Genomic DNA, 15230 nt, shown 5'->3' with positions numbered 1-15230 from the left:
TGGGCACTGTTATTAAGTATAACCCCGAAAATAGTTGAGGAACATAAAATGGGCGGTATTAGCATTTGGCAATTACTCATCATCGCTGTCATCGTTGTCTTATTATTTGGTACAAATAAACTGCGCACATTGGGCTCAGATTTAGGTGCATCAGTAAAAGGCTTTAAAAAAGCGATTGGTGACGAAGCTGCAGATAAAGACACCAACAACGCTGAAAAAACAAATAACGACGCAGATTTTGATACTAAAAATTTAGCGCAGAAGACTTCAACAGAAGAGAAGTCTACAACTGAGAGCAAAAACAAAGAGCAGGTGTAAACCGTGTTTGACATTGGTTTTAGTCAGCTGCTATTGGTCATGGTGATTGGTCTTGTTTTTCTGGGGCCAGAACGTTTGCCCGTAGCAGTAAAAACAATTGCTGGCTGGGTAAGAGCGCTACGCTCTTTGGCTGCGAATGTACAAAATGAGCTAACTCAAGAACTGAAGCTTCAAGAACTCCAAGAGAGTTTGAAGAAAGTTGAAGAGAAAGCAAATTTACAAACGCTATCGCCAGAGTTAAAAGCGTCTATGGATGAGTTAAAAGAGGCTGCACAGTCTTTAAAGCAGACTTATCAAGCACCTTCAACGCCAGACTCAACAACAGAGCAGTCTGTAAAAACCGACTCTACGGAACCTTCACCTTCTGATCTTGCTGCGCTTGCTGAAGCTGATGAAGTTAATGATGATGCTAACAGCCATAAACCTGTTGTGGCAGAAAGTGTTACAAAAACAGAAGTTCCTGTTACTAAAACAGTAACGATAGAGAAAAAAATAACTGATCAGGTTAATGGTGAGCATTAAAACATGGCAGTAAATGATACCCAACCGCTGATCAGCCATTTAATAGAACTACGCAAGCGTTTAATGTATAGCTTGGTTTCTGTTTTAGTGGTTTTTTTAGGGCTGGTTTATTTTTCTAACGATATCTATCAATTAGTCTCGGCTCCATTACTCGATAAGTTGCCACAAGGGTCAAATATGAGTGCGACAGATGTTGCCTCTACTTTTTTGACTCCGATTAAATTGACAATCATGGTATCCGTTTTTGCTTCTGTGCCTGTTATCCTTTATCAGGTATGGGCTTTTATCGCACCAGCATTGTATAAACATGAACGCCGCCTGATGTTGCCGTTACTTGTTTCAAGTACGGTATTATTCTATCTCGGCATGGCGTTTGCTTATTTTGTTGTGTTCCCTCTTGCATTTGGCTTCTTTGTTAATACAACCCCAGAAGGGGTTAACTTTATTCCAGATATCAGTAAATATCTCAGCTTCGTGATGACGCTATTTATGGCGTTTGGTGCGGCATTTGAAGTACCTATTGCGATTATCTTACTGTGCTGGAGTGGTGTAACAACTCCAGAAGCATTAAAGAAAAAACGTCCTTATATTCTTGTGGGTGCTTTTGTCGTTGGTATGGTATTGACGCCACCAGATGTTTTCTCTCAAACCTTATTAGCAATACCTATGTACTTACTGTTTGAAATCGGTGTCATGGTATCGCGTTTTTATGTGGGTAACGGTCGAAGAAAAACACCTGAAGAAGCAGCTGAGGAAGCAGAGGCGGAAGCTGAAACAGAACAGCAAAAATAGTTTTAGGAACAAGTTTCCTGAAATCATATGATATTAGCCCAGCAATAGCTGGGTTAATTTTTTCTAGGGAGACTCTTTTTTAAATTCTTTATTACTCACTGATTTTTTCACTTCGCTATTTAATATGTTTAAAAGCAAAATTGAGCGAGCCTCACCATCAGGCTCTTGATATATAGCTTGGATCCCTTGAAAAATACCCTCTGTAATTAATACGCTATCTCCACTATGAGGTACATTTTCTTCGCTATAAGTGAGTGATGAAAGTTGGGGTATTTGTAATGTATCAATCACATCTTGGGGTACGGTGACAGGATATTGCCCAAAGCGAACAAATGAGCTCACTCCACGTGTTGAGTTAATGGTCGTGGTATGGATCACTTCAGGATCAAACTCGATAAAAAGGTAATTAGGAAAAAGAGGCTCGGTTACTGCTGTGCGTTTTCCTCTTACTATTTTTTCTATGGTAACCATCGGTGTGAAACAGCCCACTTGCTGACGTTCTAAGTGTTCGATAGCGCGAGGAATTTGTCCTCGCTTACAATACAGCAAGTGCCATTTTTTCATAATAGAGACAATAAGTTAGTTAATTTTAATTTAAGTGATAATAGCAAATTTATAATTAAGGTAACAGTTATCTATTGGGTTTAAATAAAAATAGCCTAACGCAATTTTATACCGGAAAAAAAACAGAAAAGCTGTGTTCATACGCAATAAAAGAGGTCGTTTTTGTTACTTTCAGTTGGATCTCAGATAGAGGTAACAAGTTGACAAAAAAGTGATGGTAAAAACAAGAAAAAGCTTTCAAGATAATTATCTTAGAATTCTATTCATAATTATAAAGAGGTTCTGTAATGGAAGTTTTTTTATTAAGTAACGGAAAAATTGCCGGGGATCCACGATGGTTAAGTTATGCGAAAGATAATATCGATAGCATGATCAAAAAACGTGGTATTCGTTCTGCTGTATTAATTGCCTATGCTGTTATTCGTTCTGATCATGACCAACGTGCTCGTGATTTATCAGAAGTGTTAGGTATTGAAGTGACTTGTATTGAGCATTTCGATTCAGAAGTTGATGCAATCAATAATGCGGAATGCATTTTAGTTAGCGGTGGTAATACTTGGTTATTAAACCAAATGTTGCATGAAAAAGGATTAGTTGTTCCTATTCAACGTGCTGTCCGTGAACGTAATATTCCTTATATTGGTTGGAGCGCAGGTTGTAACGTTGCAACTCCGACAATTCGTACAACTAATGATATGCCAGTACGTTCCTCTGTTATTATGCCATCGCTCGGCTTATTCCCTGTTCAAATTAACCCACATTACATTGATGCATCTATTAGTGGTCATATGGGTGAGACACGCGATGAGCGTATTGCCGAATTTTGTGCTATTAACCCTGAAGAGATTGTTGTGGCTATCCGTGAAGGAAGTTACTTATATATTCAAGGCGAAGAATTACATTATTACAGCGCTAAAAATGAAGGTTTTAAAATCTTCCAACATGGAAAAACTTTTCCTGAACAGTTTGATACTAAATTACTTTCAGAATGGGTTCCATTCCGTTGTTTATAAGTATAGTAAACGCTATCAAATAAAAAGCATTGCATTTTAGTGAGTTATGCGTTTAGCTTATAGCGTCTCAAAGAGGGCATTGCCCTCTTTTCTTTCACTCACTGGCTCGTAAGATTATGATGAAATACCGCGATTTAAGAGATTTCCTTTCATTATTAGAAGAAAAAGGTGAATTAAAACGTATCACCTTTGAAATAGATCCCTACCTTGAAATGACCGAAATAGCGGACAGAACTTTACGTGCCGGTGGGCCAGCGCTGTTGTTTGAAAATCCCAAAGGGTTTGATATGCCAGTGCTTTGTAACTTATTCGGTACACCAGAGCGTGTGGCAATGGGAATGGGACAAGATGATGTTAAAGCTTTGCATGAAGTCGGCAAATTATTGGCATTTCTAAAAGAACCCGATCCACCGAAAGGCTTTCGTGATCTTTTTGATAAGCTGCCCAAGTTTAAGCAAGTTTTAAATATGCCAACGAAGCGCTTGAGTAAAGCACCTTGTCAGGAAGTAGTTTTAACTGGTGATGATGTTGATTTAACAAAGATCCCAGTTATGCATTGTTGGCCTGAAGATGCAGCACCTTTAATTACTTGGGGGTTAACGGTGACTCGTGGCCCATTTAAAGAGCGTCAAAATCTGGGTATTTATCGCCAGCAAGTGCTGGGTAAAAACAAAGTGATTATGCGTTGGTTATCGCATCGAGGTGGTGCTTTAGATTTTCAAGAATGGTGTCAAAAACATCCAGGTGAACGATTCCCTGTTTCCGTGGCATTAGGGGCAGATCCCGCTACTATTTTAGGTGCTGTAACACCAGTACCTGATACATTATCGGAATACGCTTTCGCAGGCTTATTACGCGGAAATAAATCAGAAGTTGTAAAATGCCTTTCGAATGATCTTGAAGTGCCTGCAAGTGCTGAAATTATTCTTGAAGGCTACATTGAACCGGGCGAGCTTGCGCCAGAAGGACCATATGGCGATCACACAGGATATTATAATGAAATTGATTCTTTCCCTGTGTTTACCATTACGCATTTAACGCGCCGTAAAGATGCGATTTATCACTCCACCTATACAGGGCGCCCACCTGATGAACCCGCAGTATTAGGTGTTGCACTTAATGAAGTGCTTGTTCCGATATTACAAAAACAGTTTCCTGAAATTGTAGATTTTTATTTACCTCCTGAAGGATGTTCTTACCGTTTAGCGGTTGTGACAATGAAGAAACAGTATGCGGGTCATGCTAAACGCGTAATGATGGGAGTTTGGTCTTACTTACGGCAATTTATGTACACCAAATTTGTGATTGTTTGCGATGATGATGTCAATGCAAGAGATTGGAAAGATGTGATTTGGGCAATCACAACCAGAATGGATCCTGCAAGAGATACCATTATGATGGAAAATACGCCTATTGATTATCTCGACTTCGCTTCACCTGTTTCAGGATTAGGATCAAAAATGGGTCTTGATGCAACCAACAAATGGCCGGGTGAGACAGATAGAGAATGGGGTAGACCTATTGTGATGTCTGATGAAATTAAGCAACGAGTCGATACTATTTGGGAACAGCTCGATATTCTTAAATAATAACAGAGGAACAACATGGCAATACTGAATTGTAAAGTCTCACTTGTTGAGCCGATGACAGATACGGTTTATCGGGTAAGGCTATTACCCGATGGCGAATTTGATTTTCAGGCTGGGCAATATCTTTTAGCCGTTATGGATGAACGTGATAAACGTCCTTTTTCTATTGCATCTATACCTGAAAATAAAGACTTTATTGAACTTCATATTGGTGCGTCTGAACTCAATCTTTATGCGATGGCTGTGCTTGATGTGATTTTAGAAAAACAGCAACTCACCATTGATATTCCTCATGGAAATGCATGGTTTAAAAAAGATAGTCAGCGTCCTCTACTATTAATTGCTGGAGGTACGGGATTTTCTTATACCCATTCAATTTTACTGGCAGCATTAGCTGAAAATCCACAGCGACCTATTACAATTTATTGGGGGGGAAGAGAAAGCGTTCACCTCTATGATCTCAATGAATTACAAGAATTATCAGAGTTGTATCCTTCTTTAACCGTTATCCCCGTTGTTGAACAACCAGATGAGACTTGGCGAGGTAGGAAAGGTACGGTATTAACCGCTATAAGCGAAGATTTCGGTGATTTATCAGAATATGATATTTACATTGCAGGGCGTTTTGAAATGGCCAAAATAGCTAGAGAGCGCTTTTGTAATGAACGTAATGCAGATAAGACTCGTTTATTTAGTGATGCATTTGAATTTATTTGATAACGTTTTACCGCGCTATTATCGATTTTGTTTTTAAAACCATAAAAAAAACCCGCCCCTGACGGCGGGAAAATGGTTTCTAACCATGCAATCGAAAAGAATACTTACCTAACGATAAGAACGTGGATATACAAAATATCGCATTAAACACGTTCTATAATCGTTGCAATACCTTGCCCTAATCCAATGCACATTGTGGCTAAGCCAAACTGTGCATCTTTACGTTCCATAATATTGAGTAACGAGGTTGTTATACGTGAACCGGAGCAGCCTAAAGGGTGTCCTAAGGCAATTGCACCACCGTTTAAATTAATCTTGTCATCTAGGCTCTCTAGTAGATTCATTTTCTTCATACAAGCTAATGATTGTGCTGCAAAAGCTTCATTGAGTTCAAAAATATCAATATCACTGAGTGCTAATCCTGCTTTTTTCAATGCAATTTCTGTGGCAGGAACAGGACCATAACCCATAATTGCGGGATCACATCCTGTAACAGCCATAGCACGAATAACAGCTCGAGGTTTTAAATTGTGCTCTTTAGCATAACGTTCACTGGTAATAAACATCGCTGATGCACCATCCGAAACTGCGGATGAATTTCCGGCTGTTACAGAGCCTGTTGCGGGATCAAATACAGGTTTCAGTTGTGCTAAATCATCAAGACTTGGGTTATAACGTATAACTTCATCATTTCTGACATTGATGAAATTACCCGCTGCATCATGACCATTGATAGCCACTATCTCATTATCAAAATAGCCTTGTTGTGTCGCAAGAGCCGATAAATGGTGAGAACGATAAGCAAATTTATCTTGCTCTTCACGTGAAATTTGGAATGATTTAGCTAACATTTCTGCCGTTAAACCCATGGAAAATGAGGCTTTAGCAACAGAAAGATTAAGTGATGGATTAAAATCTGCATTATAAGTCATTGGCACATGACCCATATGTTCAACACCACCAATTAATGCCACTTGGCTATCACCAAGCATAATTTGGCGAGCGCCATCATGTAATGCTTGCATTGATGAACCACATAAGCGATTAACCGTGACCGCCGGCACTTTATGAGGAAGTTCGGCTAATAATGCAGCGTTACGTGCAATATTGAAACCTTGTTCTAAGGTTTGCTGTACGCAACCCCAAATCACATCGCCAATATCATTAGGATTAATATTAGGATTACGTTTTAGTAGTGCTTGCATCAGATGAGCAGAGAGATTTTCTGCTCTAACATGGCGAAAAGCACCACCTTTAGAGCGTCCCATAGGAGTACGAATACCATCAATTATGACAACCTTTTCCATTTCATCTCTCCTTAAGCGAGTTCTCTGATGTTAACATCTACTTTTGTGGGTTTTGGATAATAGGTTTCGTTGTGTTGCGCTTTTTGTTTTAAGCTTTCAGGGATTTGATAAAGTGGCCCTAATGACGCATATTGTTGTGCATCTGCAACAAATTTCGCTGTTCCAATAGTATCGAGGTAACGGAATACACCACCACGGAAAGGAGGGAAGCCTAAGCCATATACTAGTGCGATATCAGCTTCGGCCGGTGAAGCAATGATACCTTCATCTAGACAACGAATAACTTCATTGATCATTGGGATCATCATGCGAGCAATAATCGCGTCTTGACTAAACTCTTGTGCTTTACCCACATTTTGTTGAATGAGTGTTTGAATTTGTTCATCAACGGATTTCTGTTTTTTACCTCTTTTATCAACCGTGTAATTATAGAAACCATGATTATTCTTTTGCCCATATCGCTGTTGTTCATATAACAGTGCAATAGTATCTCGTTCAATTGTTCCCATTCTGTCAGGGAAGCCTTGAGCCATAACAGCTTGAGCATGATTAGCAGTATCAATACCCACAACATCAAGTAAATAAGCTGGACCCATTGGCCAACCAAATACTTTTTCCATCACTTTATCAACAGCAATAAAATCAGCACCGTCTCTTAGCAATAGAGAGAATCCTGCAAAATAAGGAAAGAGGACTCGATTTACAAAGAAGCCAGGGCAATCATTAACAATAATAGGTGTTTTGCCCATTTTGCTTGCATAACTAACAATACGGTTAATGGTCTCTTCACTGGTTTTTTCGCCTTTAATAATTTCCACTAAAGGCATGCGATGGACAGGATTAAAAAAATGCATACCACAGAAATTTTCTGGGCGTTTTAAGGATCTTGCGAGCAATGAGATAGGTATCGTTGAGGTATTGGAAGCAAGGATCGCGTTATCTGCTAATAATGCTTCTGTTTCTGCAAGTACAGCTGCTTTTACTTTTGGATTTTCAACAACGGCTTCAACCACAATATCTACATCGCTGACAGAGGCATAATTTAGTGTTGGTTGAATAGAGGCGAGTGTTTTCGCCATATCAACAGCGGTCATGCGACCTTTTTCTTGGCGTTTTTGTAATAGGCTTAGTGCTTCATTCATACCCAGTTCAAGGGATTTTTGGTTAATATCTTTCATAATAACCGGAATACCTTTTAAGGCTGATTGGTAGGAAATGCCACCGCCCATAATGCCCGCACCTAATACAGCTGCTTGTTTAGGTAATTCTGCATGCCGTTTTTTCGTGATACTTTTGACATACTGATCATTGAGAAAAATGCCGACTAAGGCTTTAGCAACATCAGTGCGCGTGAGTTTGACAAAATTTTCAGTTTCAAGAGCGAGTGCTTCATCTCTATTTAGGAAGGCTGCTTTTTCGATGGTTTTTACTGCGGTGATCGGAGCTGGATAATGAGGGCCAGCTACTTTCATCACCATGCCTTTAGCCACACCAAAAGACATCTTATGTTCAAGTTCTGTCAATCTTAATGGCGTTGTTTTCGGATAACGTGCGGCCTTCCAATCAATCTTACCGTCAATCGCTTGCTCTATTAGAGAAAGTGCACTCTCTTTTAATTTTTCCAGTGGCACAATAGCTTGGATCAACCCATTTTGAAGTGCAGTTTGAGCATCAACATCTTTACCCGCAGTAATAATTTCTAATGCATTATCGACACCAATTAAACGAGGAAGACGTACTGAACCTCCAAAACCGGGCATGATCCCAAGTTTGGTTTCTGGGAGACCAATACGTAAATCAGGGGATGCAATTCGGAAATCGGTTGCAAGTACACATTCGCAGCCGCCACCAAGTGCATAACCATTGATAGCAGAGATGGTGGGAACGGGTAAATCTTCGAGTCGACTAAAGATCTGATTAGAAAAGTGTAGCCACTGAGTCAATTCTTCTTCAGGGGCATCAAATAGGGATAGAAACTCAGTGATGTCAGCACCGACAATAAAGGCAGGTTTTTCAGAACGTAAAATAACACCTTTTAGATCTTGTGTTGCCTCTAATACGGTTAAAGCTTCGCTTAGCATCGCAACTGTTTTGGTATCTAATTTATTAATAGAGCCTTTGGCGTTAAAAACGAGTTCAACAATACCTTGTTTCACCCAATCGACTTGAATATTTTCGCTTTGATAGAGCATTTGTATTCTCCCTAAAAGTATAGACTGGTATGACCAGATAATAAGAGTGTGAATACAATGTTAAATAAATGCAAATAATTGATTAAAAAACTGCAGGAGGGATCACAGTGAAATTATTTAACTCATTGAATTTTATATTGTTGCTTTATTTGATAAAAATAAGTGAAATAAATCGCTAATAATCTATTTTTGTTATGGTGTTAGCCACTAAAAGAGTTGGCGTGTTAAGCTGAATCATTAACAATGAATAAGATAAGGTAATTAATAATGGAAAAATTGCTCTCTCTGTACCAAGAACATATCAAAACTCTACAAAATCGTACTCGTGATGCTTTATCCAGACACCATCTTGATTCCGTATTAATTCATTCTGGTGAGCCTATTCGTATTTTTCTTGATGACAGTGATTATCCTTTTAAAGTTAACGCACACTTTAAAGCATGGGTACCTGTGACTGATGTACCTCATTGCTGGTTATTAGTCGATGGTGTTAATAAACCAAAATTATGGTTTTATTCTCCAGTTGATTATTGGCATAGTGTTGAAGCCCTACCAAATAGCTATTGGACGCATGAAATTGAATTAATTCATCTCAAAAATGTTGATGATATTCAAAAAGAACTTACTCCTTATATTAATAAGAATACTGCTTATATTGGCCCAAATTCGCAACGAGCGGGATCATTAGGTGTGAGTATTGATAATATTAATAATCAATCTCTTCTTAATTATTATCATTACTATCGTGCCTATAAAACAGGTTATGAATTAGCCTGTATGCGTGAAGCGCAGAAAATGGCAGTGAATGGACATATTGCTGCACGCGAAGCTTTCCAAGCGGGATTAAGTGAATTTGATATTAATATGGCGTACTTAATGGCAACAGGTCATCGTGATACCGATGTACCTTATGGGAATATTGTTGCATTAAATGAGCATGCGGCTGTGTTGCATTACACAAAATTAGATCATGAATCACCAGATGAATATCGTAGTTTCCTTATTGATGCTGGCGCAGAATATAATGGTTATGCTGCTGATATAACTCGTACTTATAGTGCAAAAGAAAATCATGAATTTACATCTTTAGTTAAAGATATGAATGATGCACAACAAGCGTTGATCGCAACGATGAAAGCGGGTGTGCGTTACACGGAATATCATGTTCAAATGCATCAACGTATTGCTGGATTACTCAACAAATACGGTATTGTGAAAGGTGTTAGTGAAGAAGAGATGGTGAGTGCTGGCTTAACGACACCATTTTTGCCTCATGGTTTAGGACATGCTTTAGGTCTGCAAGTTCATGATGCCGCTGGGTTTATGCAAGATGATAAAGGAACTCATTTAGCAGCTCCTGCTATGTATCCATTCTTACGTTGTACCCGTATTGTTGAACCAGGCATGGTATTAACAATTGAACCTGGATTTTACTTTATCGATTCTTTATTAGAGCCTTGGAAAGAAGGAAAATACAGCACTCATTTTAATTGGAAGCAAATTGAACACTTCAAACCCTTTGGTGGCATTCGTATTGAAGATAATATTATTATCCACGATAACAAAATTGAAAATATGACTAGAGACTTACACTTAGCCTGATGAAAGCGTATTTGATCCCCGCTGAAACTGTAGAGTTCAGTGAAGAAATAAAGAAAAGCCGTTTTATTACATTTATTGCTCACACTGAGGGTATTGATGCAGCTAAAGCTTATATTCAATCTATCAAAGAGCAATTTCCTGATGCCCGACATCACTGTTGGGCTTTTGTTGCTGGTAGGCCAGATGATTCGCAACAATTAGGATTTTCTGATGATGGTGAACCAACAGGTACTGCGGGAAAACCTATTCTAGCTCCCCTCTTAGGAAGTGGAATGGGGGAAGTAACCGCAGTGGTTGTTCGGTATTTTGGCGGGATCAAATTAGGAACAGGCGGGTTGGTTCGTGCTTATGGTAGTGGTGTTCAGCAGGCATTAAAAATATTATCTACAAAGACAAAAGTGCCACAATTGCGCTTTAATGTGGAGTGTGAATATTCACTTGTTTCATTACTTGAACAAGTCGTTGAACAATATCAAGGGCAAGTGCTCTCAAGTGAATATACTGATAAAGTTACATTTACCCTTTCATTGCCAGCTGTACATAGTGGTGAAGTGGAAATTAAACTACGCGATATGAGTCGTGGCAGTATGCAATTAATCCCATTAGATAAAAATGAATAATCTTTGCTACCAAGGAAATCGCTAAATGCATTTTCGTTCAATAACCCGTATTGTCGGACTGCTCGTTATCTTATTTTCTGTCACGATGATCATTCCTGGTATTGTTGCATTAATATACCGAGATGGTGCCGGACGAGCATTTAGCCAAACATTTATTGTCGCATTAATCATTGGGTTAATGTTGTGGATCCCCAACCGACATAAGAAAAGTGAGCTAAAGCCTAAAGAGGGCTTTCTTATTGTGGTTTTATTTTGGACTGTATTGGGCAGTGTAGGGGCATTACCTTTTATTTTTTCTGAGCAACCACACCTTTCTATTACAGATGCATTTTTTGAATCTTTTTCTGGGCTTACTACGACAGGGGCTACAACCTTAGTAGGGCTAGATTCCTTACCTAAAGCTATTTTGTTTTATCGACAAATGCTTCAATGGTTAGGGGGAATGGGGATCATTGTATTAGCTGTCGCTATTCTTCCTCTTTTAGGTGTTGGGGGAATGCAGCTCTATCGTGCAGAAATGCCGGGGCCATTGAAAGATAATAAAATGCGACCTCGAATTGCAGAAACAGCAAAAGCACTGTGGCTTATTTATGTCTTGCTTACAATCATTTGTGCTTTAGCGTTATGGGTTGCCGGCATGGATGTGTTTGATGCTATTTCTCATAGCTTTTCAACTATTGCAATTGGTGGGTTTTCTACTCACGATGCCAGTATTGGTTATTTTAATAGCCCAACCATTAACATCATTATTGGTGTATTCCTTTTAATTTCCGGTTGTAACTTTGGCTTACACTTTGCTGTATTAACAGGAAGAAGCCTTAATATTTATTGGCGTGATCCTGAATTTCGTATGTTTATCTCAATTCAATTGGGATTAGTCATTATCTGTAGCGGTATTCTTTGGCTTTATTCTGTATATGATTCAGGATGGATAACCATAAACCAGGCCTTTTTCCAAGTTGTCTCTATGGCGACAACTGCTGGTTTTGCAACAGACAGTTTTGCACAATGGCCAGCGTTTCTACCTCTTCTATTATTATGCTCTGCTTTTATTGGTGGGTGTGCAGGATCAACGGGTGGGGGATTGAAAGTCATTCGTATCTTGCTTTTATTCCTACAAGGGAATCGTGAATTAAAACGTCTTGTTCACCCGAATGCAGTTTATACCATCAAACTTGGCCATCGAGCATTACCCGAACGTATTATTGAAGCCGTCTGGGGATTTTTCTCCGCTTATGCTTTGGTATTTATTATTAGCTTAATGTTGTTGATCGCAACGGGGGTTGATGAGTTCTCTGCATTCTCTGCTATTGCAACAACATTAAATAATCTTGGGCCTGGACTAGGTATTGTTGCTGATAACTTTACGACAATGAATCCGGCTGCAAAATGGATACTCGTCGTAACAATGTTATTTGGACGACTAGAAGTTTTCACATTATTAGTGTTATTTACCCCAACGTTTTGGCGTGATTAATCTAATACAAGGAGTGATGTATGAGCGCGCTATTGTTGTATTGTAGTACTGATGGTCAAACTAAAAAAATAATGACACAAATCGCGAATGAATTAAGACAACACGGCTATGAATGTGATGTAAGAGATTTAACCTCTGTTCAGCAGAGTTTAAATTTATCTGCTTATAATAAAGTCTTAGTAGGTGCTTCTATTCGTTATGGTTACTTTAATAAAGCTCTCGATAAATTTATCACTCGTCATCTTGCACAATTGAATAGTATGCCTACCGCATTCTTTGGCGTTAATCTTACTGCCAGAAAAGAGGAAAAGAATACACCTGAGACGAATGCTTATATGCGTAAGTTTCTAGATAAGACCCCATGGAAGCCAACGTTAACGGGTGTATTTGCTGGTGCACTTTTTTATCCTCGCTATAAATGGATTGATAGAGTCATGATCCAGCTAATTATGAAGATGACTAAAGGTGAAACTGATCCTACAAAAGAAATTGAATATACGGATTGGAATAAAGTAAGCGAATTTGCCTCTCATTTTGCCAAAATTGAGTGATATTCCACCTTGGTTGTTGGGTTTTTATACGTCTTGTTGGTGTTTTGAACGAACGGAAAATTATTTTAAAAAAACACTTGCGCTAATCCGAGATCTCCCTATAATGCGCATCCACTGACCGACGATGAGCTGACAACAGCCACGAAGGACAGCGAAGAGAAAAGAAAAAAGTTTGAAAAAACTCTTGACTCTTCAGAGGAATAACGTAATATACGCCTCCTCGCAACAACGCAGAAGACCGGAAACGGCAGCGAATGTTGCACTGCTCTTTAACAAATTATCAGACAATCTGTGTGGGCACTCGCAGAGACGATATCTTCTAAAATATTAGATGTATCAAGTCTTGAAGAGTGAACAACAAAAGTAAATTCATTTATGAATAGCTAAGTTTTCGATTTCTTTGAGCATCAAACACTTTTAATTGAAGAGTTTGATCATGGCTCAGATTGAACGCTGGCGGCAGGCCTAACACATGCAAGTCGAGCGGTAACAGGAGAAAGCTTGCTTTCTTGCTGACGAGCGGCGGACGGGTGAGTAATGTATGGGGATCTGCCCGATAGAGGGGGATAACTACTGGAAACGGTGGCTAATACCGCATGACGTCTACGGACCAAAGCAGGGGCTCTTCGGACCTTGCGCTATCGGATGAACCCATATGGGATTAGCTAGTAGGTGAGGTAATGGCTCACCTAGGCGACGATCTCTAGCTGGTCTGAGAGGATGATCAGCCACACTGGGACTGAGACACGGCCCAGACTCCTACGGGAGGCAGCAGTGGGGAATATTGCACAATGGGCGCAAGCCTGATGCAGCCATGCCGCGTGTATGAAGAAGGCCTTAGGGTTGTAAAGTACTTTCAGCGGGGAGGAAGGTGATAAAGTTAATACCTTTATCAATTGACGTTACCCGCAGAAGAAGCACCGGCTAACTCCGTGCCAGCAGCCGCGGTAATACGGAGGGTGCAAGCGTTAATCGGAATTACTGGGCGTAAAGCGCACGCAGGCGGTCAATTAAGTCAGATGTGAAAGCCCCGAGCTTAACTTGGGAATTGCATCTGAAACTGGTTGGCTAGAGTCTTGTAGAGGGGGGTAGAATTCCATGTGTAGCGGTGAAATGCGTAGAGATGTGGAGGAATACCGGTGGCGAAGGCGGCCCCCTGGACAAAGACTGACGCTCAGGTGCGAAAGCGTGGGGAGCAAACAGGATTAGATACCCTGGTAGTCCACGCTGTAAACGATGTCGATTTAGAGGTTGTGGTCTTGAACCGTGGCTTCTGGAGCTAACGCGTTAAATCGACCGCCTGGGGAGTACGGCCGCAAGGTTAAAACTCAAATGAATTGACGGGGGCCCGCACAAGCGGTGGAGCATGTGGTTTAATTCGATGCAACGCGAAGAACCTTACCTACTCTTGACATCCAGAGAATCCTTTAGAGATAGAGGAGTGCCTTCGGGAACTCTGAGACAGGTGCTGCATGGCTGTCGTCAGCTCGTGTTGTGAAATGTTGGGTTAAGTCCCGCAACGAGCGCAACCCTTATCCTTTGTTGCCAGCGCGTGATGGCGGGAACTCAAAGGAGACTGCCGGTGATAAACCGGAGGAAGGTGGGGATGACGTCAAGTCATCATGGCCCTTACGAGTAGGGCTACACACGTGCTACAATGGCAGATACAAAGAGAAGCGACCTCGCGAGAGCAAGCGGAACTCATAAAGTCTGTCGTAGTCCGGATTGGAGTCTGCAACTCGACTCCATGAAGTCGGAATCGCTAGTAATCGTAGATCAGAATGCTACGGTGAATACGTTCCCGGGCCTTGTACACACCGCCCGTCACACCATGGGAGTGGGTTGCAAAAGAAGTAGGTAGCTTAACCTTCGGGAGGGCGCTTACCACTTTGTGATTCATGACTGGGGTGAAGTCGTAACAAGGTAACCGTAGGGGAACCTGCGGTTGGATCACCTCCTTACCTAA

General features: G+C 40.3%; 13 protein-coding genes and 1 rRNA gene. 11 read left to right on the top strand and 3 right to left on the bottom strand.

Annotated features, from left to right (window positions below):
* Window positions 1-48 precede the first annotated feature (48 nt).
* From tatA to tatC, 3 genes are read left to right on the top strand one after another with little or no spacing between them, the layout of a single operon-like run.
* Window positions 49-318, top strand: coding sequence for a twin-arginine translocase TatA/TatE family subunit (gene tatA, locus GWI68_RS02120; protein WP_006535549.1), 270 nt, complete (start codon window positions 49-51; stop codon window positions 316-318).
* A 3-nt stretch (window positions 319-321) separates the two neighbouring features.
* Window positions 322-840, top strand: coding sequence for a Sec-independent protein translocase protein TatB (tatB, locus tag GWI68_RS02115; RefSeq protein ID WP_166539237.1), 519 nt, complete (start codon window positions 322-324; stop codon window positions 838-840).
* A 3-nt stretch (window positions 841-843) separates the two neighbouring features.
* Window positions 844-1632: a Sec-independent protein translocase subunit TatC gene (gene tatC, locus GWI68_RS02110; protein WP_166539236.1), complete on the top strand. Its 789-nt coding sequence runs from the start codon at window positions 844-846 to the stop codon at window positions 1630-1632.
* 63 nt (window positions 1633-1695) lie between these two features.
* Here the strand turns inward: tatC and rfaH are convergent, their stop codons facing one another.
* Window positions 1696-2196 (bottom strand): transcription/translation regulatory transformer protein RfaH, encoded by a 501-nt coding sequence (gene rfaH / locus GWI68_RS02105; RefSeq protein WP_109408601.1) that lies wholly within the window; start codon window positions 2194-2196, stop codon window positions 1696-1698.
* A 287-nt stretch (window positions 2197-2483) separates the two neighbouring features.
* Between rfaH and pepE the strand changes: the two genes are divergently transcribed.
* The 3 genes from pepE (at window position 2484) to fre (ending at window position 5515) form a co-directional block, all read left to right on the top strand.
* The gene (gene pepE, locus GWI68_RS02100) at window positions 2484-3209 is read left to right on the top strand and encodes a dipeptidase PepE (protein ID WP_023583493.1); all 726 of its coding nucleotides are present in this window, start codon (window positions 2484-2486) and stop codon (window positions 3207-3209) included.
* 119 nt (window positions 3210-3328) lie between these two features.
* Window positions 3329-4798 carry a 4-hydroxy-3-polyprenylbenzoate decarboxylase gene (gene ubiD / locus GWI68_RS02095; RefSeq protein WP_166539243.1) on the top strand — a complete coding sequence of 490 codons (1470 nt, stop codon included), beginning with the start codon at window positions 3329-3331 and terminating at the stop codon, window positions 4796-4798.
* 15 nt (window positions 4799-4813) lie between these two features.
* Window positions 4814-5515, top strand: coding sequence for an NAD(P)H-flavin reductase (fre, locus tag GWI68_RS02090; RefSeq protein WP_166539235.1), 702 nt, complete (start codon window positions 4814-4816; stop codon window positions 5513-5515).
* A 143-nt stretch (window positions 5516-5658) separates the two neighbouring features.
* On the opposite strand, the gene fadA is transcribed toward fre, so the two are convergent.
* Window positions 5659-6822 (bottom strand): acetyl-CoA C-acyltransferase FadA, encoded by a 1164-nt coding sequence (gene fadA / locus GWI68_RS02085; protein WP_166539234.1) that lies wholly within the window; start codon window positions 6820-6822, stop codon window positions 5659-5661.
* Between the two features lie 11 nt (window positions 6823-6833).
* Entirely contained in the window at window positions 6834-9014 is a 2181-nt protein-coding gene (gene fadB, locus GWI68_RS02080; RefSeq protein ID WP_166539233.1) for a fatty acid oxidation complex subunit alpha FadB, read from the bottom strand.
* 267 nt (window positions 9015-9281) lie between these two features.
* On the opposite strand from fadB, the gene pepQ reads away from it, so the two are divergent.
* The 5 genes from pepQ (at window position 9282) to GWI68_RS02055 (ending at window position 15225) form a co-directional block, all read left to right on the top strand.
* Window positions 9282-10616, top strand: a complete 1335-nt coding sequence (pepQ, locus tag GWI68_RS02075; RefSeq protein ID WP_109408606.1) for a Xaa-Pro dipeptidase — start codon at window positions 9282-9284, stop codon at window positions 10614-10616.
* The gene (locus GWI68_RS02070; RefSeq protein ID WP_109408607.1) at window positions 10616-11236 is read left to right on the top strand and encodes an IMPACT family protein; all 621 of its coding nucleotides are present in this window, start codon (window positions 10616-10618) and stop codon (window positions 11234-11236) included. The genes pepQ and GWI68_RS02070 overlap by 1 nt, the downstream gene beginning before the upstream one ends.
* A 25-nt stretch (window positions 11237-11261) precedes the next feature.
* Window positions 11262-12713, top strand: coding sequence for a Trk system potassium transporter TrkH (gene trkH / locus GWI68_RS02065; RefSeq protein WP_166539232.1), 1452 nt, complete (start codon window positions 11262-11264; stop codon window positions 12711-12713).
* Window positions 12714-12733: 20 nt separating this feature from the next.
* On the top strand, window positions 12734-13264 hold the full coding sequence (gene hemG, locus GWI68_RS02060) for a menaquinone-dependent protoporphyrinogen IX dehydrogenase (RefSeq protein WP_109408608.1): 531 nt from the start codon (window positions 12734-12736) through the stop codon (window positions 13262-13264).
* Between the two features lie 418 nt (window positions 13265-13682).
* Window positions 13683-15225, top strand: a 16S ribosomal RNA gene (locus GWI68_RS02055).
* Window positions 15226-15230 lie beyond the last annotated feature (5 nt).

Origin of the sequence: Proteus sp. G2669, assembly GCF_009915245.1 — a bacterium.
GTDB lineage: Bacteria > Pseudomonadota > Gammaproteobacteria > Enterobacterales > Enterobacteriaceae > Proteus.
This window is presented reverse-complemented; position numbering and strand designations above follow the sequence as displayed.

Coding starts and splice junctions, on each gene's coding strand:
- GWI68_RS02070 (WP_109408607.1), top strand. CDS start 10,616: ATGAAAGCGTATTTGATCCCCGCTGAAACTGTAGAGTTCAGTGAAGAA.
- tatA (WP_006535549.1), top strand. CDS start 49: ATGGGCGGTATTAGCATTTGGCAATTACTCATCATCGCTGTCATCGTT.
- fadA (WP_166539234.1), bottom strand. CDS start 6,822: ATGGAAAAGGTTGTCATAATTGATGGTATTCGTACTCCTATGGGACGC.
- rfaH (WP_109408601.1), bottom strand. CDS start 2,196: ATGAAAAAATGGCACTTGCTGTATTGTAAGCGAGGACAAATTCCTCGC.
- ubiD (WP_166539243.1), top strand. CDS start 3,329: ATGAAATACCGCGATTTAAGAGATTTCCTTTCATTATTAGAAGAAAAA.
- trkH (WP_166539232.1), top strand. CDS start 11,262: ATGCATTTTCGTTCAATAACCCGTATTGTCGGACTGCTCGTTATCTTA.
- fre (WP_166539235.1), top strand. CDS start 4,814: ATGGCAATACTGAATTGTAAAGTCTCACTTGTTGAGCCGATGACAGAT.
- hemG (WP_109408608.1), top strand. CDS start 12,734: ATGAGCGCGCTATTGTTGTATTGTAGTACTGATGGTCAAACTAAAAAA.
- fadB (WP_166539233.1), bottom strand. CDS start 9,014: ATGCTCTATCAAAGCGAAAATATTCAAGTCGATTGGGTGAAACAAGGT.
- tatC (WP_166539236.1), top strand. CDS start 844: ATGGCAGTAAATGATACCCAACCGCTGATCAGCCATTTAATAGAACTA.
- pepQ (WP_109408606.1), top strand. CDS start 9,282: ATGGAAAAATTGCTCTCTCTGTACCAAGAACATATCAAAACTCTACAA.
- pepE (WP_023583493.1), top strand. CDS start 2,484: ATGGAAGTTTTTTTATTAAGTAACGGAAAAATTGCCGGGGATCCACGA.